Source organism: Alkalinema sp. FACHB-956 (assembly GCF_014697025.1).
In the GTDB taxonomy this organism is placed as follows: domain Bacteria; phylum Cyanobacteriota; class Cyanobacteriia; order Leptolyngbyales; family Leptolyngbyaceae; genus Alkalinema.
This window is the reverse complement of the sequence record NZ_JACJRC010000014.1, coordinates 125,120-147,170: the sequence shown is the minus strand read 5'-3', so window position 1 is coordinate 147,170 and position 22,051 is coordinate 125,120. Positions and strand designations below refer to the sequence as shown.

Sequence of the window (22,051 nt, the reverse complement as noted above, 5' to 3'; positions counted from 1 at the left end):
TTTTACCGCTTGGGAAGTGGAGGGAGGCGTTACAATGGGATACGTCAGAATTAGGACAGGAACTGTATGACGGCTGCGACTCCGGTGAAGACTCAGTACGAAGCCATTATTGGTCTGGAAACCCACTGTCAATTGAGTACGGAAACCAAGATTTTTTCCGATAGCTCGACGGTGTTTGGTGCGCCGCCGAATACCCACATCGATCCCGTATGCATGGGATTACCGGGAGTGCTGCCAGTGCTGAACCAAAAGGTACTGGAATATGCGGTCAAGGCGGGTTTGGCACTCAATTGCACGATCGCGCCCTACAGTAAGTTCGATCGCAAACAGTATTTCTATCCTGACCTGCCGAAGAACTATCAAATTTCCCAGTACGATCTCCCCATTGCAGAACATGGCTGGATCGAGATTGAACTCTACGACAAAAAATCCGGTACCTCTACCCGCAAAAAAATCGGGGTTACCCGTCTGCACATGGAAGAAGACGCCGGAAAGTTGGTCCATGGGGGCAGCGATCGGCTGGCAGGGTCAACGTTTTCTCTAGTGGACTACAACCGGGCTGGGGTGCCGTTGATTGAGATTGTCTCGGAGCCGGATATCCGATCGGGCCAAGAAGCGGCGGAATATGCCCAAGAGATCCGGCGGATTGTCCGCTATCTCGGCGTTAGCGACGGCAACATGCAGGAAGGATCCCTGCGGTGCGATGTCAACATCTCCATCCGACCTGTGGGCAGTACAACCTTCGGCACCAAGGTCGAGATTAAAAACATGAACTCCTTCAACGCCATCCAACGGGCGATCGACTATGAGATCGAACGGCAAATTGCGGCGGTGGAAGCGGGAGAACCGATTATCCAAGAAACGCGGCTGTGGGATGAAGGATCCCAAGCCACCCGCACCATGCGCGTCAAGGAAGGATCGAGCGACTATCGCTACTTCCCAGAACCCGATTTAGGGCCGATCGAAGTCGCTGACACCCAGCGGGAGCATTGGCGATCGGAACTGCCGGAACTCCCTGTGCAAAAGCGGCATCGCTATCAGGAAGATCTGGGACTCTCCCCCTACGACACCCGCGTGTTGACGGATGACCAGTCCATTGCCACTTACTTTGAGCAAACCGTGGCTGCGGGAGCCCCTGCAAAACCAGCCGCCAACTGGATTATGGGAGATATCAGTGCTTACCTGAACGCCAATACGGGGATGACGATCGCGGATCTGAAGCTTGCACCGCAGGACTTGGCGGAACTGGTTAACTTGATTGAAGGTGGTACCATCAGCAACAAGATTGGGAAGGACATCCTGCCGGAACTGCTGGAAAACGGTGGGTCTCCCAAGGCGCTGGTTGAGAAAAAAGGCTTGATCCAAATTTCCGATCCAGCGGTGATTGAAGCCGCGATCGATGAAGTGATTGCAGCCTTCCCCAACGAACTGGAGCAATACAAGGGCGGTAAGACCAAAATGCTGGGCTTCTTTGTCGGCCAGGTGCTGAAAAAGACTGGCGGGAAAGCTGATCCCAAGCTCACCAACCAATTGGTCGCGAAAAAGCTAAACAGCTAACCCGGTTGAAGGGCGAACTCGACCGCGCCTGGGGACGCACCGTTTATCTAACCCATCAGTTTATCTCTAAGTTCATCTCAATGCCTCCAGCGTTCTTTCAAGCACAGAAAGCCGGAGGCATTTTTTTATGGAAGGATAGCCATCTAAAGGCAGGAAGTAGTCTCATAGGCGGGAAGCAATCTAATAAGCGGGAAGCAGTACCGTAAACACACTGCCTTGGCCTACCTGAGATTTCACCTTAATCTGGCCTTGATGGGCTTCCACAATTCGCCGCGTCAGGTGCAGTCCCAAGCCACTACCCGATTTTTTGTGTTTGCCTTGCACAAAACTTTCAAAGAGTGAAGCCTGTTCTTCCGGCGGGATCCCTTGGCCGGTATCCTCCACTGCCACTTGAATCATGGGACGCAGCCCATCTGTGGAAAGGGGCGCAGCTGGGGTTACTGTAACGGTCACTTTGACGGAGCCAGCATCGGTAAATTTGATGGCATTGCCAATTAGATTCGTCAAAACTCGATACAGTTCTAGTCGATCGCCCTTGACTAAGAGCATGGCATCCTGGTCAGGAATCTCTGTGGTATCCAGATGCAACCCTTTATCGATCGCCAGAGGTGACAGCTCCTTAACCACATCTTGAGCTAACCCCGGCAAGTCCACCGGGGAAAAGTTTAAGGTTTTGCGACCCGCCTCATAGCGATAGACTTCTAAAAGAGTGTTGACTAGCGTCAGCAAGTTATTGTTGCTGCGACTCATGATCTCGATCGCTTCCAAGATATCCGGGGACAACTCCCCCATAACCCCTTGGGACAGCAAACTCAACATGCGATCGGCAGCCACCAAGGGCGTGCGCAAATCGTGGGTCAGCCGCGACACAAAGTCCTCCCGCTGACGGGCAATTTGATCCCGCTCATCTACACTGTGCTTCAAGCGCAGCAGCGATCGCACCCGCGCCAGCAGTTCATCAAATTCTACGGGCTTCCGAATAAAATCATCCGCTCCAATATCCAAGCCCCGTGCCACACTGAGTTGATCGTAGGCCGTAATTAACAAAATGGGAATAAACGGCAAAGCCGTATTCTGCCGAACGCGACGGGTCACTTCATAGCCATCCATCACGGGCATCATGACATCTAAAAGAATCAGATCGGGTTGCCAAGTCTCAATTTTGAGCAGCGCTTCCTGTCCGTTTTCTGCGATATCAATGTGATAGCCTTCTTCTTGCAGCAAACTCTGAATCAGAAAACTGTTATCCGCAGAGTCATCTACGACGAGGATGCGATCGACCTTGGTGGGTTTAGCAAAAGGTGAGTGATTCATGCAATCTCACAAAGCAGGGTGTCGCGATGAGACAAGCAGGACGAAAAACAGGAATGATAATTAGATTCAATCTTGAGCCAGTCAGCAGTTATGAGAAACAGAAAGATAAGGAACGTTAATCAATTAATACATAAATAGTTATCAGTTTAGGAAGAAATCACTATAAAAAATAGATCAATAGAGTCATCAATTGAAACCTGAGTGAATTTAACTTCATTAACTGTTTAATTCAGCAGTGGTGGAAGTTAACATCCAACGGAACTTTAGGCGAAGAAAACATGGAATAGACCGCAGCTTTAAGTCTTATGTCTGAGCCTTACCAATGATCTTGTCAGGTCAAGCACGCATCAGCAAGTCTTTTAAGATGCACTATCCCTTCTAATGTTACTCATTCAACTCCCTATTCGATCAAAAGAGCAAAATTTATTCCATGGCGCAATCGGCAACGACAAACTCGGCAACACAACGGATCCTAGGTTTGGATCCTGGATTAGCAACCTTAGGATTTGGAGCCTTGGACTGCCAACCCGCCTATCAACGCCAAGCAGCCGTCGTCACGGTCGTGGACTATGGGGTTGTACGCACCACGGCGGGACAGGAACTCGGACAACGACTAATTACGTTGTATGACGATCTGCATCTGTTAATCGACGCGATGCAACCCGATTTAGTGGCGATCGAAAAACTGTTTTTCTACAAGATGGGCAACACCATCCTTGTCGCCCAAGCACGGGGCGTCATTTTATTAGTGTTGGCGCAACACAATCTACCTTTGGTGGAATTTACACCTGCGCAAATCAAGCAAGCACTAACGGGTTATGGGAACGCCGAGAAGTATGCTGTCCAGGAAGCCGTAGCCAGGGAACTCCAGCTAGAAACCATTCCGAAACCGGATGATGCTGCCGACGGATTGGCCGTTGCCCTGACGGCTTGGTATCAGAATCTGTAGCGATCGAATGCGATCACGATCGGAACCTATCGTTCAATACAGCTAGTTCAATGCGGCTAGTTCAATGCAGCTAGATAAACGATAAATGCGCAAGCACAAGATTGCGATGGAAACATTGACGTTGATTGAAGCCGTCAGGACAATCCGTTAAAACAGTGGAATGTTAACACCCAAACTAACGCCAATGGAGAGGTTATTGGGATTGTTATCAGAGTTCGACGATCGACCAAATAAATAAGACACATTCCCTGCAACAAACACATCCCGACTCAGGTTGTAAATCGCCATGGCACTGACTTGATGCTCTGTGTCAAAACGATCGACCTGGGTATAGTCTTTGAAGCTGAGGCGATAGTCCAAAGCACCTTGTAACTGGGGAGTGATGTCATAACGGAGTCTAGCCCCCAAGGTATGGTTTAGCCGACTTTGATCATCCGGATCGGCAAAGCTAGCCCGCAATTCGTAGGAGGTATCTAGCCGCAATTTTTTCCCGATTTGACTTTGGTTGCCCAGGATGAATTGCAGGGAGTTATCCCGCAGCAGCCGATCGCCCCCGTCCGATCTATACAACTTCTCCTGTACCCAGCCCAATTGACCGTAGGTTCCTGGCGCTAGACGTTGCTGAATCGCGACATTGAAATTAACGCTGTTGTAATTGGAATCGCCTCGATTGGCAAACCGCACTAAATTACCCCCCGCTAAGGCAATCAAACGGGTAGAGTCACCTAATTTTGGCGTTGCCAGCAGCATTGCACCATTGACAAACACGGTATCGCTGGGTGCAAAATCCCGCAACGAAGTGATGTTGGAACTGGTGAACGCCGACGATCGCAGCAAGAGTTGTACCGTGGGTTGCTTCCGAGGGGATGGGGTTGGTTTTGCCGGTTGGGTCGGTTGGAGGGGCTGAATGTCTCCAAGTTCCGATCGCACATCCGATTCATCCAACGGTTGCAAATCCTCTTCCTCCGGACGGGTTGGATTGGTCGGATCGACGGCCTGGGCAACCACCTCCGATTTTTCGAAAGATGACTTTTCAAGCAATAACTTTTCTGACAAAAACTTTTCAGTGGGCAATTCTTCAGATGACCACTCTTCAGATGACAATTTTTGGGAGGCAACCGGCGGCTGGGGCAAAGGCGTACCCCCTGATGGCCTGATACCTGATGGCCTGATACCTGATGGCCTGATACCTGATGACGTAATACTGGATGGTGTAATCCCTGATGGCGTTGTCGGTTTAACCGGTTCTGGCGCGATCGCTTGGATTTCAGGTTGTGCGATCGATCGGGCAAGGACGATCGGTTTAGCAGATGAAAGCGCGATCGGATCGGGCACGGGTGAAGAATTAACCGTCTCAGGGGTAGGCGGGAGGGAATCGGCTTCCTGGGCACCCGCAGCCGCAGGCATTACAGCAACAGCTAGGCCATTCACAGCCCAAACACTCAGCAACGAGGAAATCAAAGTAAAGGGGCGCATAGGTCAGAGCCATCAAAGAGGGGCAGAGGCAGGACTGAAATTGAGACTGGTATTGAGAACTGGTATTGAGACTGGTATTGAGCAGTGAACAAGAGGACTCCGCGTGGGGGCAGGAGGGCAAAGCAACCCACTGCGAACTAGCGAATGACTGGAGTTTGGTTATTGGTATTGTTCGTCGGCTGGGGTTGCGGCACCAGAATCACCGTTACGTTGGGATTAGTCGTGGGGGGAGTGGTGGGCGGCGTGATGGGCGGTGTGACGGGCGGTATCGTCGGGGGAGTAGTAGGCGGCGTTGGCGGGGGTTGATCGATGACCGGAGGCTGTTCGCGAGGGGGGGGATCGGTGGTCACATCCCGATTATTTTGGTAGGTCGAGAGGGGATCATCGGTGGTGGTTGTGATGCAGTTGGTGGCTAGGGTACTGGCATTGCCCCGAGCGTTTAACGTACACAAGCCTTCAATTTGCGATTTCGCCACTGCGGCCTGTCGCCGTAAAACCGCCAAGGTGGAAGGCCGAATTAAGTTCAACGTCTTCTGAATTTCCAACGCTTCAGCCGCGATCGCCGTGGTATGACGATCGCCTTCGCCCAAACCTAAGGCCAAATTCGTCGAGCCATACAACAGCTTGAGATTAATCGTCGTAATTGGGCTGAAATTGCCGTTGGTAATCATCAGCATTTCACCGCCCTTGAGGATGATGGTTTCCCCTTTAATATTGGTAATTTTTAGATCAATATCTGCCAAAGCAAGAATTTGGACTTTGGGATTTTCCGGATTAGAGCCATCCACCACCATCAGCATGGCCATTTGCAGTTGGTCAGGTGATACGGCGGTGCCATCCCCAGGGGGCAAGGTAGCCACTGTGCCTCCAGGAAATTCCACCTGGGTAGCCGCTGCGATCGACTGGGATGGGCTGAGAATAAGCGCAGTGCCATGGCGCAGATAAAAACTACGCATTCCCGGTGTAAATCGGAAGATTGAGTTTGAACCGATGCGAGCGAGGGATCCTTCGTTAAATAGCAACTCCGATCGAGACTGGTTTCCCGTTTTGACGGCATCCCGAGGGGCCAGCACATCCCGAAGCGAGGCTTTGCGGGCGGGACGATTGTTGGGCAACAACTGCACCGTGTTGACGACTTTGTAGACTTCACCCCGCCGCAACAGATCCGACTGAGCCAAGGCAGGCGCTATCCACGGAACTACGGCTCCGACCAGGCAAATTGCAACGAATGGCATTTTCATAAATCGCATGTCCATGACTCGCATTTTCAGAAGAACGCAACGCCTAATTAATTAACAGCCAAGCCTCAAGGTGCGTGATCGTAGGATTCGGTCTCATTTCCATTAGAGCTAGGGAGGCGTCTTTATGCAAATTTTCAACTAGAAATTTTCAACTAGACACTTTCAACTAGACACTTTCAAGCTTGAGTTTGTCAGCAGATTCTTTTTGATCGGTCAATTAAATCTCTGAGGACAATTATTTGAAGGTAAATAATTGTTATGGAAAGCGTTGTCACTGCGGCCTTACCGATCTAATCTCAGTAGATCTACGATGCTTTTACGATTCATAGCGGTCGATCGCCCATCCGGACGATCGGGCCATCTCTGGCAAATTTCTGCTTGTACCACGCTCCATTACGCTTATACTCTGCACTTCCAACCTCTTGACCATGGCAAAGTTTTATCCCGAGCTGACTGAAGAACTGCAAGATTTTATTCAGCAACAGCATCTTTTTTTCACAGCGACAGCTCCTCACCAAGGCCGAATTAATCTCTCTCCCAAGGGGATTGATACTTTTCGGATTCTGGATGCCCACACCGTAGCCTATCTAGATGTCACAGGCAGCGGCAACGAAACCAGCGCCCACCTGATTGAAAATGGGCGCATGACCATCATGTTTTGCAGTTTTACTGAAAAGCCGTGGATTTTGCGCCTGTATGGCACGGGGCAGGTGGTACGACCTCGGGATGCCCATTGGCCGAGGCTGATGGAGCATTTCCCCACCGTTCCCGGCACCCGGCAGATTATTCAATTGACGATCGAGTCTGTGCAAACTTCCTGCGGCATGGGTGTCCCGTTGTATGAGTACCAGGGAGAGCGCCAGTCCTTAATCCATTGGGCTGAGAAAAAAGGAACAGAGGGTTTACATCAGTACTGGACAGAGAAAAATCAGCGGACGATCGATGGTTTGCCGACCTATCTTTTAGATCCCGAGCCCACAGACAAATAATATCGGTTAGTGAATGAGGGCGCGTTGGGCAATTGGGTTAAACCATCGATGGGAAGTGATGGAGTAAGGCTAATTTTTAATCTAGGACGACTGACTTTTCCCGTCACTACATTACTGAATGCGTTTATAACAGTTCGTTAATCCCACCACAGTTCCGAAAGCAGGGTTTGTATGATAAGAGAAATTCCCCGATCGGGTACTGTGGAATTTACGGAATTGTCCCTAGGATTGATGTAGTTAGGGGTGCTGGACGGTTCCAGGCTGGCTTCACCTAGAATTCCGCCTCATCATTCCAGCAAAAATCACAGTGAAATCTGCATAATTTTAAGCTCAGAAACCTAAATCTATTCTAAGCAAACCTAATCTAACTCTAACCTAAATATCTATCTGGAGGGTCACTGGTATGTCGTCCCACCCTAAGCCCCATTCCCAAACTGCAAACAATGTTGATGGGGACGTGACCCAAGTGGGTCATGACTATATTCAAAACACCCAAAAGTCTACTCAGTTCAATGTGGTACTGCTTGTGTTTGAAATTATCGCATTGGGTGGGCTAGCCTTGGGGGTTTATATGGGAGTCTTCCCGAAATCTAACAATACCCCAACCGCGCCTGCCAATCCATCGCCCACCGCGATCGAGCAGGGGAAATAGTTGAAATGAAAAGCGTGAAGCTGGCAGCAGCTGAACCGCGATCGTATCCTAATCACTTAACTCCAATATTTCGTAACTCTTTCTTAACTCTAATCTCTCTAAACTCTAAGCTCTATCTACGCAAAACGGTAATCTGTTCTAGTTCTTGGCTGACTGACAACTCTGTTCGCCGGTCAAGCAATTCACTAAAAATAGATCATGCAAGGAAAATCAGCGGTAGAGGTGCCAATCTGAAGTACCTCTACCCAATTCTTAGCTAAGAGAGTTCTTAATTAAGAGAATTCTTAACCTATGGAATCGCTAATTATAAATTAATCTAACGGGAGTCAGTCATGAATGACAACAATCCCCCCAATGCTAATCATAACGAACCTGATAACCTATCTAAAACAAATCAATCTGGTTCAGCAGGCCATGATTTGATTCAAGTGGGTCGAGATTATGTGCAATACCTCAACTATCACGTCGAACAAGGACACTGGGGTACTCTTATCGCAAATTTTGCAGTCGTAGGCGTAATGGCCTATGGGTTACTCAATGGATTACTGGGTAGTGCAGCCGTGGCAACACAGATATTCAGTAAATCATCCACCCATCCTTTAGCCATGCGGGAAACCACCTGCGATCGCATCACAGCGGAATTCAATGCACTAAGCAACAAGCTCACTCAACTGGAAACTACAATTCAGACAACCCCTACCGCAAAAGGGGAAAAGGGTGAGAAAGGGGATCCGGGACCTCGGGGGCCAAAGGGCGATCGGGGCCAACCCGGAGTCAAGGGTGAGAAGGGCGATCCGGGCACCCAAGGGATCCAAGGGCCTCCTGGTGAGAAAGGGGATCCCGGCGTCCAAGGCCCACCCGGTGAAAAGGGGGATAAAGGGGATCCGGGTCAGGATGCACCTCAAGTTAGAACCGTTCAGCCCCCCGGATGATCTGCATCGCGCCGGGATCGATCGCGTCGATACCAAGCTTTCAGGCGTTCCGGCGGAATGCCTAGATAAAAGCCCAGAATCATGACTTGATTCCAGAGCGTTGTTTGAAGAATGCCAAGGGTCTGCCAGCGGCGGCCTGAGGTAAGCACAGATGCGGGGACGATCGCGAGCCGTCCTCGCTTTCTTAATTGCCGCACCAAGACAAAATCTTCCATAATGGGCAACGCTGGAAAGCCTCCCAGATTACGGAAAAGGTCAGCCCGGAGAAACAGCGCTTGATCACCATAGGGCAGTTGAAACATGGACGATCGCCATTTCACCCCCCATTCCACCCAGCGCAGCCCCCACTGTGATCCCTCAATTTTCAACTCAAAGGCTCCAGCAATCACAGATTTTCGATCGAGGGTTTCGCAGATGAGGCGATCGAACTGTTGCGGCAATTGAGTATCGCCATGGAGAAATAACAAAATTTCTCCGGATGCCTGCGCGGCTCCCATATTCATTTGTTGTGCCCGTCCAGGAGTCGATCGAATCACCTTGCAACCCGCTGCCTGAGCGATTTCCACCGTACGATCGGTGCTCCCCCCATCAACCACAATGACTTCGATATCCTGAGTCGAAGCTGCTTGTAGAATCTCTAACGTTTTGCCCAAACAAACGGCTTCATTGAGCGTTGGAATAATCACCGAGATGCGCTCAGACGTTGGCTGCAAACCTTGCTCGAAAAGACTCATCGCAAACTGCCTTAATGCCCCGATCGATCCAACAGGATGCGATCGACAAACTTCGCCAAAAAGTCGTTAGAATCCGGCGTTTCCACCGCGCTATCCAGCACCTGTTGTAGGTGATCATCATTGTCCGTATAGGCTTGCTTGTAGATCGTTAGTCGCTGCACCAACGTCGCCCGATCGACCTCTGGATGAAACTGAAAGGCCCAAAACGGCTTGCCCTCCACTCGAAAGGCATGGCAACAGGCGGACGTATAGGCCAGCGGCTGACAACCTTCCGGAGCCACGATCGCCCGTTCTCGATGCACCGCCACGGCCATAAAGGGATCGGGAGCATCGTGAAATAGTGGATCCTGGGAAGCTGTCTCGGTTAATTGAATCGGAATCGTTCCCATCTCAAAATCCCGATCGTCCCGGATAATCGTCCCACCCAGGGCCACCGTTGCTAACTGAAACCCAAAACAGGAGGCAAAAACGGGCATTTCGATTTCTAAGCAGCGCAGCAATAACTGCTGGCTCGGTTGTAAAAATCGATAGATTTCCGGCTCCAACACACTGGCCTCACTCGCCCCACCGACAAATAACCCATCGTAGCCATCGGCAGCACTGGCAGGAAACTCCGGCGTATCAAAGACATTCAAAATATCAATCTGGCTCTGTTCTAGCCCGGTATAGCGCGCAAAACTAGCAATTTCTTCCGCCCGCACCCGTGGCTGATCTCGAATTTGTAATAACAAAAGGCGAAGCTGCTGACGTTGCTGCTGACGTTCCATGGGTGCCATCCAAGACTAACTTCCCATTGTAGAAGCTGGGGTTACAGTAAAAGCTAGGGTCACAGCCCCTAGAACGCTTGCAGCAAAAACAGGGCATCGATCGCTCCGATACCCTGTTCATGACGCCATGATCTAGCGCTTTTTCCTACCTCCCGTAGGCAAGTGCTGCCACAGATCTCTTGACAAGCCTATTTACAAGCTTCGAAGTTCTTAAACGGTGCCCCCGTAAACCCTTCGGAGACCCAGCCTTCGAGGGGCTTCACAATCTTCACCCAAGTCCGACCATCGCTGGCCTCTTTCATTTCCGCAGGGCTGGCAAGGGTAATTTTTTCATTCATGGCAACCCCGCCCACCACATCGGCAGACATGGGTTCTTTCCGGACAATGAGACCCAGCTTTTGGGTCACCACCCGGCAGGAACCCTCGACGGGCTTGACGGGAGGCTTACCAGGACACATTTTGAGGTTAGCAGTTTGCACAAAGCCTTTCGTCGGTGCGCTGACGGCAATTAAACCATCCTGCGCTGCATCTTCAGCTAACGTGACTTTGGCATCGGCCTTGAGAATGACAAGGGCCGCACTGGTCGAAGAGCGATCTTTAAAAACGGCAGTTTGTTGTTTGATGGCTCGGCATTGTCCTGAAATTCCTTGAGCCTGAGCCGAGGGGGCAAAACTCGTAGACGCTAGGGTCACCGCCACGATCGCCATTGCGGACTGGCCCCAACGAAATAGATGGTTCATTGACATTTTATCAAGCTCCTCAAACAAATAAGCAAGGGGGGTAAATGCTTGGATTATGGCATGGGATTAGCGGAAACCTGGGGGTTCCTAAAGGGATTCTTAACGACTCTGCTTGAGATCTTGAGATATTCTAAAAAGAAGCTATCACTCCGCTGGATTCCGAGCCAAACCTTACGTAGCCCAATTGATTGATTCACCCATGATTGACGATCGATAAATGATTGAATGTCCAATTGCATTCACTCCCGAACGACCCCTAAACCAAACTACCCCTGAACAAAGTTATGACGGGTTTGCCCAATTACCGACCTCGCCAACTGTCCCTCGGCCCACTGGAACAAGAGATCCTCAATATTGTTTGGGATTTGGGGACGGCAACGGTTAAAGATGTGCATCAACGCATCTTGAAGGACCCCGATCGCGAATTGGCCTACACCTCCGTCACGACGGTACTGAAACGACTGACCAATAAAGGTTGGCTGACCTGCAAAAAAGACAACAAAATTCACGTCTGGTCAGCCCTAATTACCCGAGAGCAGGCCCGATCGCTGCAAGCCTACGAGCAACTCAACCGCTTCCTCTCCGTGGGCAATGTGGATATGGTGGCGGCCTTTGCTGACGAACTGGATCAAACCAGCTTGGAAAAGCTGGATGCGATCGCCCAACGGCTGCGGGAAATTCGGCAACAACGGGAGGGATAGTCATGCATGAACTTTTGTTGGGGGCAACGCTCACCAGTGCTGTACTCATCCGCCTGTGCTGGCAACCCACCGCCCAGTTAAGCGACTACCGTTGGCATCGTTCCCTAGTAGCGTTCCTGCTGCCACCGCTGCTGCTGCTCAGTAGTGCGATCGCCATTCTCTGGATGGGGCCATTCGGATCCATGATGCACCACCAGGAAAGCTGGGTCAGCTATGCGATCGCGGTGGGATTTGGACTAGCCGCGATCGCGATCATGCTGGCTCTCTGGATCAATGCCCAGCGCACGCTGCATAACCTACGGCAAAACCAACCCACCACGGTGCACGATCGGCCCGCGTGGCTGTTGGAAACCCCTTTGCCGTTCATTGCCCAAATTGGCCTATGGAATCCTGAACTCGTGGTGAGCCAAGGGATTTTAGCCACGTTGGATGCGGAGCACTTAGAAGCGGTTCTGACCCACGAACAGGCCCACCATCACTACCGCGACACCTTTTGGTTCTTTTGGCTGGGTTGGTTACGGCGACTAACGATTTGGTTGCCCAAGACCCAGGAATTGTGGCTGGAACTGCTGACGCTGCGGGAATTGCGAGCCGATGCCTGGGCGGCGCAACAGGTGGATCCTTTACTGTTGGCAGAATCATTGGTCACTCTGGTGCGAGCCCCGATGGAGCAGCCAGAATTTGGCGCAGCCTTGAATGGCGAAATTCTGCACGATCGCTTGAGTGAACGGATTGAGGCACTCTTTAGCCCTTCGGTCGATCTTCTGGGTTGGGATTGGCAATCGCTAGGTTGGACGATCGTCTGTCTCATGCCGTTATTGTTAATTCCCTTCCATCACTAGTGCTTTGATTACTTTTCACGATTGAACCCAGCGTTCAGCGTTGAATTTTCTTTCATTGTTCTGTTGTGCTAAGTTTGCATCCCCAAAACGCCTACCAGTTCTATCGCACCTTCATTCTTCAATCCAGTCAGAAAAAGGCTAAGGTTTACAAAACCTATGGATTTACGATGCAAGGGAGCGTGAGTTCCAAGGATTGGGAAGTGTTTGCAGCCATTCTCCTGAACGATCGGGCCAACGGAACCGGCGGCGCGGATTTGATGCATTACGAAGTCAAGTCTGCGGTCATTGGGGGCAATTTTGAATACCAATACCATCGCCACCAGGGTTTAAATAAACTGGCGAATGATCAAGCAGTGGATCATGTGTTTGTGACGAGAAATGAAGCCTATACGCAGGTCGAAGTGTGGCTGGTCTCCCAGGGCAAGCTGCAAGCTACCTTCGATCGCTGGTTACCGGAACTACAACAAAACTATCAAACGGCAGGTCGGCAACGCTTTCGCCGTTCCGTTACCTATAGCTTTGTCAAAACCCAGGGGACTCTCCTGCTCACCATCATGGCAGGTAAACTGGCGTATGCACCGACATCGATCGAACTAGCGGATTCAGAATATTTGCAGCAATCCACGTAATCACTGGCACACAGACCGCATCCCCAAAGCCCGTCAAGGCCCGATTACTTTGTCGTGGTAAGGGATAGCTGTCGGGAACCCCCTGCAACCGGGCATATTCCCGCACGGTCATCACTCGCATTTTAATATTTCCCTGCCCTGCCCGTACCAGCATTTGCCGACTGCTACCGCCGCGAATCGTGCGCAGACAGCCTGCCAGCCCGTCTTTACGCAGTTCCGCCCGCTGATGGCCCTTGCGCACCCGCCGATACATCGCGCAGTAGGAATAATCCGGCCCATTCTGTAAGTGCCGTAGATAGTCTAAATTCAGCGGTGACATCATTTTTAAATGCCGTTGCACTTCCGTCGGGTTCCACCAACGATCGTCCGCCTCGGATAACAGTTCCACGACAGAACTTAACCCCGTCATCACCCGTTCGGGCAGGGCAGGCACCTCCAGAAAATGCCACTGTAGATCTCGGTTGGCCACGATCGCCCGATCGAGGGCCAGGGTGCGCAACGAAGGCGATCGTCGGATAAACGTCCCCAGGTTAGCATTGCCAGCCCCCCGCTCCCCCACATACATCCCAACCACAAAAACACGGGGCCGACTCTGGGGTAAAAAATGGGCCGCATCGATCGCATACACATCACAGGCATAGCCCAACTGATTCAACTCCTGAATCGTCGCCCGAAAGTCCTTGCCTCCGTTGGCAATCAACCAACCCATGACATTTTCCAACAGCACTAAGCGGGGCCGCTGGACTTGCTGTCGGAGAATCCGCGTAAACCCCCAAAATGCACTGGAGTAGGGGCCGCGAATACCCTTCAGTTTTCCTGCGATCGACAAGTCACTACAGGGAAAGGATGCCGTTGCGAGCACCGTACTGGGAATCTCAGAATGGCACACGGAAAAAATGTCTTGTACCCGGTAATGGTGACTGGCTTCTCCAAAAAACGCCGAATACATCTCAAACTTATCCGGGGCGCAATCGTTGGCAAATACCACCTTCCAGCCCGCCCGCTCCAGACCCAATCGCACCAAGCCAATTCCTGCAAAATACTCTGCACAGGTTAGAGGGTTGGTTAGAGGATGGGTTAGAGGACTGACAGCAGCATCCTTTCCGAAGGTTCGCGTTGTCCATTGTGTGACTGGAAAATTCATACTGCTCACACCATGCGGTTTAACGGCTGCTCCTTTTCCCAATGGCCGATCGAACCCTGTCTTCCATCCCATGTTTCATGGAGTAGAAGCTGATCCTCCCCTTCTGCCGCTAAAGATTGTCTCACATTTGCAGTAGATTTTGCAGTAATTTTTAACGGCGATCCAACCGCTTGAATCGGCCTGATCAACGATTTTCGATAATTTGTAGGCATCTATGGCGAAAATAAAGGAATTCTGATGCACGAACCCAAACATTCAGCCAATTTTTCAAGAATCCAAAATCCCTGCCTGGATCCCTGAGGAAATCGCGTAGACTGGATCTTATCGAAATGATCTCCGCCCTTCGTTGTATGAGTTCCTCTTAAAGGATTGCAGCGTTTTGGCGTTGCATGACTAGGGAAATCGACGCGCTAGGTACTAGAGGTCAACCCGTGAGGAGAACCAGACAAAATCCCTATGGCTATTCAACTGCAACAAGCGATCGCGGTCGGGTCGTATCTCGTAAAACAACGACTCTCAGGACGGAAGCGGTTTCCACTCGTGCTGATGCTGGAGCCGCTTTTTCGGTGCAATCTTGCCTGCTCTGGATGCGGGAAAATCCAACATCCTGCTCATATTTTGAAGCAAAATCTTTCTCCAGAGGAATGTTTTGCCGCAGTTGACGAATGTGGTGCCCCGGTGGTTTCCATTCCCGGTGGTGAACCGTTGCTCCATCCCCAAATCGATGAAATTGTCCGGGGTCTGGTGGCCCGCAAGAAGTTTGTCTATCTCTGCACCAACGGCATTTTGTTGGAAAAAAGCCTGGATAAATTTACCCCGTCTCCCTATCTGACCTTCAGCGTGCACCTGGATGGCCTGCGGGATCTCCACGATAAATGCGTCGATCGCAAGGGCGTCTTTGACACTGCCGTTGCTGCCATCAAAGCGGCCAAGCGCAAAGGCTTCCGCGTCACCACGAACACCACGGTGTTTGAAGGGACTAATCCCCCGGAAATGCACGCCTTTTTTGACTTCCTGAGCGACCTGAACATCGATGGCATGATGATTTCACCGGGCTATAGCTACGAGTGGGCACCGGATCAGGAACACTTCCTCAAACGGGAACAAACCAAGGCGCTTTTCCGGGAAATCCTTGCGCCGTACAAAACGGGCAAAAAGCCGAAGTGGAGCTTCAATCTGAGTCCGCTCTTTTTGGATTTCCTAACTGGGGAAAAGGACTACGCTTGTACGCCTTGGGGTAGCCCGAGCTACAGCGTTTTGGGCTGGCAGAAACCCTGTTATCTGCTGAATGAAGGTCATGTCAAAACCTTTAAGGAATTGATCGAGACAACGGACTGGGATCAGTACGGGAACAAGAGCAACAATCCCAAATGCCAAGATTGCATGGTACATTGCGGTTTTGAACCGACTGCCGCTTTGGATGCGATGCAGCCCTCTAATATGGGCAAATCGATCGGGGCACTTTTTGGTGCATAGATATTGGCAGTTCGCAAAAATTAGATAAAAAATTGAGCCACTCTGCTGACAAAATCTGCGGAGTGGCTCAATTGCTGATGGAGTTGTTGATTGGATTGCCTACAGGACTAGGAGATTGATGCTTTTAGCGATGTGCTAAGCAATAGCGTAGTAACCTCCAGTGCATCAAGAGTAGTGCATGAGTGCATCAAGACTAGTGCATGAAGTGGCGAATTCCCGTGAGCACCATAACAATCCCTAACTCATTAGCAGCATTGATCGAATCCTGATCGCGCATACTGCCCCCCGGCTGCACGATCGCCGTAATGCCTGCCGCTGCCGCCGTGCGCACGGAATCATCAAAGGGGAAGAATCCATCACTCGCCAACACAGCACCCTGGACTTTATTAGCCGCCTGTTCTAGGGCAATTTTTGCGGAGCCGACGCGATTCATTTGCCCCGCGCCCACTCCGATCGTGGTGCGATCCTTGGCAACGACGATCGCATTGGACTTAACATGCTTACAAATCTTCCAGGCAAAGAGCAACTCTTGCAGTTCCGCTTCCGTGGGTTGTTTGTCCGTCACGATTTTCCAGTCAGCGGGATTGGCCACGATCGTGTCAGCCGCTTGGACTAGGAAACCACCCGCAATATCTTTCACCAGATAGTCCGAACCACCCCGCAGATCGGGTAGGACAAGAACGCGCACATTTCCCTTTTTCGCTAGAATCTCCTGGGCATCGGCATCACAACCCGGAGCAACAACGCATTCGAGAAAGGTTTTCGTCAATTCGTTAGCCGTAGCAGCATCGATCGAACGATTCAGCGCAACAATACCACCAAAAGCAGAGGTGGAATCCGCATTAAAGGCTTTGGTGTAGGCTTCGAGAATCGTAGAGCCCATGGCTGAACCACAGGGGTTCGTGTGTTTAATAATCGTTGCCGCAGGATCGGCATCCACGAATTCAGTAATGATCCGACGAGCCGCTTCTAGATCAACTAAATTGTTGTAACTCAGTTCCTTCCCTTGTAACTTAGTAGCCGCTGCCCAGCCCGTTGCGGTTGCTCCGGTTTGATACCAGGCGGCGGGTTGGTGGGGATTTTCGCCGTAGCGGAGGGCTTGGAGTTGCTGCCCTGCGATCGCGAAGGTTTGTGGCAACGGCGATTCGCTCGCTTCGGTAATTTGCTGCTCTAGGTAGGTGGAAATGGCGCGATCGTAGGCAGCGGTGTGTTGGAAGGCTGCGAGGGCTGATTTTTGGCGGAATTGCAGGGAGACGTTGCCCTGGCTGCTGCGGAATTCTTCTAAATAGGTAGCGTACTGGGCCGGATTGGTCAAAATCGTCAGGTGGGCGTGGTTTTTCGCCGATGCCCGCACCATTGCAGGGCCACCGATGTCAATCTGTTCGATCGCATCTTCCAGCGTGACGCCGGGTTTCGCGATCGTTTGTTCAAAGGGATAGAGGTTAACCACCACAAGGTCGATCGGGCGAATGCCATTAGCCTCCAAATCCGCAACATGATCGGACAAATCCCGTCGAGCCAGGATGCCGCCGTGAATTTTAGGATGGAGAGTTTTCACCCGCCCCCCCAAAATTTCCGGCGACCCTGTGTAATCAGACACTTTCGTAACCGGCAGTCCAGCCTCCTTCAAGGTTTTCGCAGTGCCACCACTACTGATGATATCGAAACCAAATTCGTTCACCAATTGGGTCGCAAACTCAACCAGCCCGGTTTTATCCGAGACACTCAAGAGGGCCAGACGTGCCATGATGGGTTCCTTTCATTGCAGGTTCAACAAGGAACTAGGGTACAGGGTTTGGGGAACGGGGGGAAGGGTTGATGGGTTGATTCGTTCATCAGTGGCTTCTAGTCCTGCGGCTCTTGCTTGAGGTTGAAATTCCCCACGATCGACAGCACCGTGCCAATAACCGCCATCAGTCCACCGACCCCGATCGCCAGGTTGGGATAGTACCCCCCCCGTTGCAGCGTCCCCATCCAAGTGGCTGTCAGTTCCGACTGGGTAAGGTTGTGGGCGATCACGGGAGAGAGGTAAATCAAGGCTGCCCCCACAATGAGCCAAGAGGCCATGGAAGCCAACAGAAAAACGGATTTCAGCATAAAACTTTTCGCCCAGGATTTTTTTAAGACAGGAGGAAATAGGGATTCTGGTCAATCTGCATTTCATCCTACCAAACCCGATCGTAGAAATACGTTACTCTAGTGGCCTATCAGCTTTTCAGCCTTGACTGGACAGAGGGGACAGGGTCGAACAGGCGATCCAACCGACTCAGCCCATTCCTTGCAACCTGATGGATCAGCCTGAGGGTGTGCAGTTAATGGAGTATGAAGTCCATAGCATGTGAAGTCAATTCGGATAAGAGCAATGTCCAAACTGTTGGTGATTAAGACAGGAACCACAATGGCCGATCTGCGGGAGCAGCGGGGAGACTTTGAACAATGGATTATTGATGCCATGGGAATGGCTAACCACGAAGTCATCGTCGTCGATGTGAGTCAGGGGGAGGAATTGCCTGAATACCATCAGATTAATGGCGTTGCGATTACTGGATCCCATGCAATGGTCACAGAACATCGCGACTGGAGCGAATACACCGCAGAATGGCTACAAATCGTAGCCGAAAAGCAAATTCCCACGATCGGGATTTGCTACGGCCATCAATTGCTTGCCTATGCCCTGGGCGGGAAAGTTGATTTTAATCCGAAGGGTCGGGAAGTGGGCACGATCGCGGTGACCTTACAACCCGCCGCGCAGACTGATCCCTTATTCCGGGGTTTACCGGACACGATCGCGGTACAACTGAGTCACCGTCAAGCGGTTTTGGAACTGCCGGAGCAGGTGGAATGGTTAGCTTCCAGCGCCATGGCAGAGAATCAAGCCTTCCGCTACGGGGAAGTGGTATGGGGCACCCAATTTCATCCGGAATTCGATCGTCACATTACCCAAGCCTACACAGAATACGCCCGAGAAGGACTCCAAGCAGAAGGATTTAACGCCGATGAGATTTACCACAGCATCCAGGAAACGCCGATCGGCCTAGAGATCATGCAGCGGTTTGCCGCGATCGTTCGATAATTCGAAAGTGTGATTGAATGAATGGGGCCGGTCATTCTCTGCAAGAACACCTGCCGCCAGACTCGCCATTCCTATTTGACTTAATTATTTGACTCCGGTTATGACCCTAAAAGTCATTACAATTCCACCCAAGTCGGGACAATCCCCTACAGGCACGATCGTGGTGCTGCACGGTTGGGGAGCCAACGCCGAAGATGCCGCCTACTTTACCAGCCTGCTGGACATTCCCAACTATCAACTGCTGCTGCCCGATGCGCCCTTTCCCCATCCCTTCAATCCCGTTGGCAAGATGTGGTACGGCTTTCCTGAAACCTTTAATTTCACCGGAGAATGGGCGCATTTAGCCGACCTGCAAAACAGCCGATCGCGCCTATTGAACTGGCTGCAAACCTTACCCACCACCACCGGGGTCCCCCTAGAACGCACGATTTTGGGTGGCTTTTCCCAGGGGGGAGCCATGACGATCGAAGTTGGTTTGGAGTTGCCGCTCGCAGGGTGTATGGTTCTCAGCGGCTATCGCCACGGCCCCATTCCTACGCTAACCCATCCGCCTAAAACCTTGATGGTGCACGGTCAGATGGACAACGTCGTCCCCCTTGCCGCTGCCCAGGAAACCCGCGATCGCCTACTGGAAGCAGGGGTCAAGTTACAGTACGAAGAATTTGCCACGATGGGGCACGAAGTGTCCAATCCAGTCCTCGATCGGATGCAAACCTTTATTCAGCAAATTCTGGGTTAGGGCTGGGGAGCGATCTCCCAATTCCCACACGATCGTTGAGTAACCATTTATCAACCTTCCGTTAAAGTTCACCAGGATACAAAAACATCGCATAAAATTTACTCAGAGGGGTAATGCCGATAACCCTTGGGTTGGTTAACGTAGAGGCATCGGTTGCGAGGGAGGTGACGGCAATGGCGACGGTCAATTTCGAAACAATGGATGTCACCCAGTTGACAGAAGAAGATGTAGCAGAACTGGCAGTGCGACTGGAACAGGATGATTACGAAAGTGTGTTTGATTGCCTGAATGATTGGCATCTCATGCGCGCGATCGCCTTCCAAAAACCGGAGCTAGTGGAACCCTATATGTATTTGCTGGATCTGGAAGCCTTTGATGAGTCCTAGTCATTGACTGGTGTTCGATCGGTTTCCAATATTCAATTAATTCGTAATTGCAAGCCAGAACGATCCCCCTAAATCCCCCTTAATAAGGGGGACTTTGAAAAATTAAGGGGGACTTTGAAAAAAACTGGCTGAATTCCCCCCTTAATAAGGGGGGCTAGGGGGATCGAATCTATAGCATTGATCGATCAATTTGGTATAACCCATCAAGATTAAAAGGTTTACAGAAAGGGTGTGCGTAACACCCTTTTGTTTTGGGAGAAAACCTCATGCTGGCTGGAAAGCATATTCTCATTGGTATTGGTGGCGGGATTGCTGCCTACAAAGCTTGCCAAGTTGTTTCTCATTTAGCCCAAGCTGGGGCAGAGGTGCGCGTCATCCTCACCGAAGCAGCCCAGCAGTTTGTCACGCCCCTCACTTTTGCCACCCTGAGCCGCCATCCCGCCTATACCGATCGCGACTTCTGGCAACCCAACCAGGGCCGCCCCTTACATATCGAATTGGGCGAGTGGGCCGATCTGTTTGTCCTGATGCCGCTGACGGCCAATACCTTGGGCAAGCTCACCTACGGACTGGCGGATAACTTACTGACCAATACCGTTTTGGCCTCGACCTGTCCTGTGCTGCTGGCTCCGGCGATGAATACGGATATGTGGGAACAACGGGCAGTCCAACGCAACTGGCAGCAACTCTTCCAAGATCCCCGCTACCATGCCGCCAATCCGGGGGCGGGACTGCTGGCCTGCGATCGGGTGGGCATGGGGCGCATGGCGGAACCGGAGGAACTGTTACCCCAGATCCAATCCTTGCTGTATACCCGAGGTCGGTGCGATTTATCGGGTAAGCGAATTTTAATCAGTGCAGGGGGGACGCGGGAATTCCTCGATCCCGTCAGGTTCTTGGGAAATCCTTCCACGGGAAAAATGGGAGCCGCCTTAGCCTTGGCCGCCCTCCATCGCGGTGCCCAGGTCACCTTTGTCTACGGTTCCGGCACGGTCAATCTGGTGTTGCTGAAATCGGCCAAGGTGTTAGTGACGCCCTCCGCAGCAGAAATGGAAGCCGTCATGCAGCAGGAACTGCCCCAGGCCGATTGGATTATTCTTTGTGCAGCGGTTGCTGATATGAAACCTGCGGAGTACCGAGATTACAAACTCCCCAAGGCCGAGTTACCCAAGGCCATTCCCACGATCGCAGTACCGGACATTGCCGCCGGGTTAGCCCAACGGAAACAACCCCAGCAACGCCTGATCGGCTTTGCGGCTCAGACGGGAGATTACGTCACCCCCGCCTTGGAAAAATTGCACCGCAAAGGACTCGACGCGATCGTCGCCAACCCGATCGATCAACCCAATAGCGGCTTTGGCACAGACCAAAATCAAGCCGTCATCTGCGATCGATCGGGCCACCAAGTCGCGATCGAACCGTGCAGCAAATTAGAAATGGCCCACAAAGTTTTCGATTTCCTGCAAGCAGGCAAAGTCTGATGATGGGAGTGCAATCAACAAACCTGTCACTCACAGATCCCCTGTCCGTAAAATGGAGAATTCACTTTCGGGGGGTGTCGGGGGAGTAGAGTCCCCTGACATGTCAGGGGGCAAGGTAGTTTCTCTGACGCTCTGCCAGAGCAAACTGCCTTGAGGGGAGAAGTTCCCCGATCTTCGCTGCGAAGCAGCCCCGACGATCGCGCCACATCACAAATCCATGCTGCGAAGC

At 51.5% G+C, this 22,051-nt stretch carries 22 protein-coding genes; 13 read left to right on the top strand and 9 right to left on the bottom strand.

Annotation, left to right across the window (positions count from 1 at the left end; translation table 11 throughout):
- The first annotated feature begins 66 nt into the window (after nt 1-66).
- Entirely contained in the window at nt 67-1,557 is a 1,491-nt protein-coding gene (gene gatB / locus H6G21_RS15815; RefSeq protein ID WP_190574385.1) for an Asp-tRNA(Asn)/Glu-tRNA(Gln) amidotransferase subunit GatB, read from the top strand.
- 180 nt (nt 1,558-1,737) lie between these two features.
- Here the strand turns inward: gatB and H6G21_RS15810 are convergent, their stop codons facing one another.
- The gene (locus H6G21_RS15810; protein ID WP_190574384.1) at nt 1,738-2,871 is read right to left on the bottom strand and encodes a hybrid sensor histidine kinase/response regulator; all 1,134 of its coding nucleotides are present in this window, start codon (nt 2,869-2,871) and stop codon (nt 1,738-1,740) included.
- Nucleotides 2,872-3,301: 430 nt separating this feature from the next.
- Between H6G21_RS15810 and ruvC the strand changes: the two genes are divergently transcribed.
- Nucleotides 3,302-3,820 carry a crossover junction endodeoxyribonuclease RuvC gene (gene ruvC, locus H6G21_RS15805; protein WP_190574383.1) on the top strand — a complete coding sequence of 173 codons (519 nt, stop codon included), beginning with the start codon at nt 3,302-3,304 and terminating at the stop codon, nt 3,818-3,820.
- A gap of 147 nt (nt 3,821-3,967) precedes the next feature.
- On the opposite strand, the gene H6G21_RS15800 is transcribed toward ruvC, so the two are convergent.
- Entirely contained in the window at nt 3,968-5,296 is a 1,329-nt protein-coding gene (locus H6G21_RS15800) for an outer membrane beta-barrel protein (protein WP_242041858.1), read from the bottom strand.
- 137 nt (nt 5,297-5,433) lie between these two features.
- Nucleotides 5,434-6,537, bottom strand: coding sequence for a hypothetical protein (locus tag H6G21_RS15795; RefSeq protein WP_190574382.1), 1,104 nt, complete (start codon nt 6,535-6,537; stop codon nt 5,434-5,436).
- A 428-nt stretch (nt 6,538-6,965) separates the two neighbouring features.
- Between H6G21_RS15795 and H6G21_RS15790 the strand changes: the two genes are divergently transcribed.
- From H6G21_RS15790 to H6G21_RS15780, 3 genes are all read left to right on the top strand, one after another.
- Nucleotides 6,966-7,526, top strand: coding sequence for a pyridoxamine 5'-phosphate oxidase family protein (locus H6G21_RS15790; protein ID WP_190574381.1), 561 nt, complete (start codon nt 6,966-6,968; stop codon nt 7,524-7,526).
- 403 nt (nt 7,527-7,929) lie between these two features.
- The gene (locus tag H6G21_RS15785) at nt 7,930-8,178 is read left to right on the top strand and encodes a hypothetical protein (RefSeq protein ID WP_190574380.1); all 249 of its coding nucleotides are present in this window, start codon (nt 7,930-7,932) and stop codon (nt 8,176-8,178) included.
- Nucleotides 8,179-8,510: 332 nt separating this feature from the next.
- A complete protein-coding gene (locus H6G21_RS15780; protein WP_199307243.1) occupies nt 8,511-9,110 on the top strand; it encodes a collagen-like protein in 600 nt (199 codons plus the stop codon).
- Here the strand turns inward: H6G21_RS15780 and H6G21_RS15775 are convergent.
- The 3 genes from H6G21_RS15775 to H6G21_RS15765 form a co-directional block, all read right to left on the bottom strand.
- A complete protein-coding gene (locus H6G21_RS15775; protein WP_190574379.1) occupies nt 9,095-9,844 on the bottom strand; it encodes a TIGR04283 family arsenosugar biosynthesis glycosyltransferase in 750 nt (249 codons plus the stop codon). The two genes, H6G21_RS15780 and H6G21_RS15775, sit on opposite strands and share 16 nt — an antisense overlap.
- Nucleotides 9,845-9,855: 11 nt before the next feature.
- A complete protein-coding gene (locus H6G21_RS15770; protein ID WP_190574378.1) occupies nt 9,856-10,611 on the bottom strand; it encodes a type 1 glutamine amidotransferase in 756 nt (251 codons plus the stop codon).
- 188 nt (nt 10,612-10,799) lie between these two features.
- A complete protein-coding gene (locus H6G21_RS15765) occupies nt 10,800-11,357 on the bottom strand; it encodes a hypothetical protein (protein WP_190574377.1) in 558 nt (185 codons plus the stop codon).
- Between the two features lie 278 nt (nt 11,358-11,635).
- Between H6G21_RS15765 and H6G21_RS15760 the strand changes: the two genes are divergently transcribed.
- From H6G21_RS15760 to H6G21_RS15750, 3 genes are all read left to right on the top strand, one after another.
- Nucleotides 11,636-12,052, top strand: a complete 417-nt coding sequence (locus tag H6G21_RS15760; protein WP_190574376.1) for a BlaI/MecI/CopY family transcriptional regulator — start codon at nt 11,636-11,638, stop codon at nt 12,050-12,052.
- 2 nt (nt 12,053-12,054) lie between these two features.
- Complete coding sequence (locus H6G21_RS15755) at nt 12,055-12,894, top strand: M56 family metallopeptidase (RefSeq protein WP_190574375.1); 840 nt, start codon at nt 12,055-12,057, stop codon at nt 12,892-12,894.
- 65 nt (nt 12,895-12,959) lie between these two features.
- A complete protein-coding gene (locus tag H6G21_RS15750; protein ID WP_190574374.1) occupies nt 12,960-13,523 on the top strand; it encodes a hypothetical protein in 564 nt (187 codons plus the stop codon).
- Here H6G21_RS15750 and dcm read toward each other — a convergent pair.
- Nucleotides 13,447-14,667 carry a DNA (cytosine-5-)-methyltransferase gene (gene dcm / locus H6G21_RS15745; protein WP_190574373.1) on the bottom strand — a complete coding sequence of 407 codons (1,221 nt, stop codon included), beginning with the start codon at nt 14,665-14,667 and terminating at the stop codon, nt 13,447-13,449. The genes H6G21_RS15750 and dcm overlap by 77 nt on opposite strands.
- 456 nt (nt 14,668-15,123) lie before the next feature.
- Here dcm and hpnH point away from each other — a divergent pair, with 456 nt between their 5' ends.
- Nucleotides 15,124-16,143, top strand: a complete 1,020-nt coding sequence (gene hpnH / locus H6G21_RS15740) for an adenosyl-hopene transferase HpnH (protein ID WP_190574372.1) — start codon at nt 15,124-15,126, stop codon at nt 16,141-16,143.
- Between the two features lie 193 nt (nt 16,144-16,336).
- Here the strand turns inward: hpnH and purH are convergent, their stop codons facing one another.
- Nucleotides 16,337-17,890 carry a bifunctional phosphoribosylaminoimidazolecarboxamide formyltransferase/IMP cyclohydrolase gene (purH, locus tag H6G21_RS15735; RefSeq protein WP_190574371.1) on the bottom strand — a complete coding sequence of 518 codons (1,554 nt, stop codon included), beginning with the start codon at nt 17,888-17,890 and terminating at the stop codon, nt 16,337-16,339.
- A 98-nt stretch (nt 17,891-17,988) separates the two neighbouring features.
- Nucleotides 17,989-18,240 (bottom strand): hypothetical protein, encoded by a 252-nt coding sequence (locus H6G21_RS15730; protein WP_190574370.1) that lies wholly within the window; start codon nt 18,238-18,240, stop codon nt 17,989-17,991.
- 265 nt (nt 18,241-18,505) lie between these two features.
- Here H6G21_RS15730 and H6G21_RS15725 point away from each other — a divergent pair, with 265 nt between their 5' ends.
- From H6G21_RS15725 to coaBC, 4 genes are all read left to right on the top strand, one after another.
- Nucleotides 18,506-19,216, top strand: a complete 711-nt coding sequence (locus H6G21_RS15725) for a glutamine amidotransferase (RefSeq protein ID WP_190574369.1) — start codon at nt 18,506-18,508, stop codon at nt 19,214-19,216.
- A gap of 100 nt (nt 19,217-19,316) precedes the next feature.
- Nucleotides 19,317-19,955, top strand: a complete 639-nt coding sequence (locus tag H6G21_RS15720) for an alpha/beta hydrolase (protein ID WP_190574368.1) — start codon at nt 19,317-19,319, stop codon at nt 19,953-19,955.
- 173 nt (nt 19,956-20,128) lie between these two features.
- Nucleotides 20,129-20,341, top strand: coding sequence for a DUF2555 domain-containing protein (locus tag H6G21_RS15715; protein WP_190574403.1), 213 nt, complete (start codon nt 20,129-20,131; stop codon nt 20,339-20,341).
- 266 nt (nt 20,342-20,607) lie between these two features.
- On the top strand, nt 20,608-21,822 hold the full coding sequence (gene coaBC / locus H6G21_RS15710; RefSeq protein ID WP_190574367.1) for a bifunctional phosphopantothenoylcysteine decarboxylase/phosphopantothenate--cysteine ligase CoaBC: 1,215 nt from the start codon (nt 20,608-20,610) through the stop codon (nt 21,820-21,822).
- Nucleotides 21,823-22,051: the final 229 nt, after the last annotated feature.

Bases quoted from the DNA above. Each gene is read 5' to 3' on its own strand.
- H6G21_RS15775 (WP_190574379.1), bottom strand. From the start codon at position 9,844: ATGAGTCTTTTCGAGCAAGGTTTGCAGCCAACGTCTGAGCGCATCTCG.
- H6G21_RS15720 (WP_190574368.1), top strand. From the start codon at position 19,317: ATGACCCTAAAAGTCATTACAATTCCACCCAAGTCGGGACAATCCCCT.
- H6G21_RS15780 (WP_199307243.1), top strand. From the start codon at position 8,511: ATGAATGACAACAATCCCCCCAATGCTAATCATAACGAACCTGATAAC.
- H6G21_RS15725 (WP_190574369.1), top strand. From the start codon at position 18,506: ATGTCCAAACTGTTGGTGATTAAGACAGGAACCACAATGGCCGATCTG.
- H6G21_RS15730 (WP_190574370.1), bottom strand. From the start codon at position 18,240: ATGCTGAAATCCGTTTTTCTGTTGGCTTCCATGGCCTCTTGGCTCATT.
- gatB (WP_190574385.1), top strand. From the start codon at position 67: ATGACGGCTGCGACTCCGGTGAAGACTCAGTACGAAGCCATTATTGGT.
- H6G21_RS15790 (WP_190574381.1), top strand. From the start codon at position 6,966: ATGGCAAAGTTTTATCCCGAGCTGACTGAAGAACTGCAAGATTTTATT.
- hpnH (WP_190574372.1), top strand. From the start codon at position 15,124: ATGGCTATTCAACTGCAACAAGCGATCGCGGTCGGGTCGTATCTCGTA.
- dcm (WP_190574373.1), bottom strand. From the start codon at position 14,667: ATGAATTTTCCAGTCACACAATGGACAACGCGAACCTTCGGAAAGGAT.
- ruvC (WP_190574383.1), top strand. From the start codon at position 3,302: ATGGCGCAATCGGCAACGACAAACTCGGCAACACAACGGATCCTAGGT.
- H6G21_RS15715 (WP_190574403.1), top strand. From the start codon at position 20,129: ATGGCGACGGTCAATTTCGAAACAATGGATGTCACCCAGTTGACAGAA.
- H6G21_RS15800 (WP_242041858.1), bottom strand. From the start codon at position 5,296: ATGCGCCCCTTTACTTTGATTTCCTCGTTGCTGAGTGTTTGGGCTGTG.
- H6G21_RS15770 (WP_190574378.1), bottom strand. From the start codon at position 10,611: ATGGAACGTCAGCAGCAACGTCAGCAGCTTCGCCTTTTGTTATTACAA.
- H6G21_RS15785 (WP_190574380.1), top strand. From the start codon at position 7,930: ATGTCGTCCCACCCTAAGCCCCATTCCCAAACTGCAAACAATGTTGAT.
- coaBC (WP_190574367.1), top strand. From the start codon at position 20,608: ATGCTGGCTGGAAAGCATATTCTCATTGGTATTGGTGGCGGGATTGCT.
- H6G21_RS15810 (WP_190574384.1), bottom strand. From the start codon at position 2,871: ATGAATCACTCACCTTTTGCTAAACCCACCAAGGTCGATCGCATCCTC.
- H6G21_RS15755 (WP_190574375.1), top strand. From the start codon at position 12,055: ATGCATGAACTTTTGTTGGGGGCAACGCTCACCAGTGCTGTACTCATC.
- H6G21_RS15765 (WP_190574377.1), bottom strand. From the start codon at position 11,357: ATGTCAATGAACCATCTATTTCGTTGGGGCCAGTCCGCAATGGCGATC.
- H6G21_RS15760 (WP_190574376.1), top strand. From the start codon at position 11,636: ATGACGGGTTTGCCCAATTACCGACCTCGCCAACTGTCCCTCGGCCCA.
- purH (WP_190574371.1), bottom strand. From the start codon at position 17,890: ATGGCACGTCTGGCCCTCTTGAGTGTCTCGGATAAAACCGGGCTGGTT.
- H6G21_RS15795 (WP_190574382.1), bottom strand. From the start codon at position 6,537: ATGAAAATGCCATTCGTTGCAATTTGCCTGGTCGGAGCCGTAGTTCCG.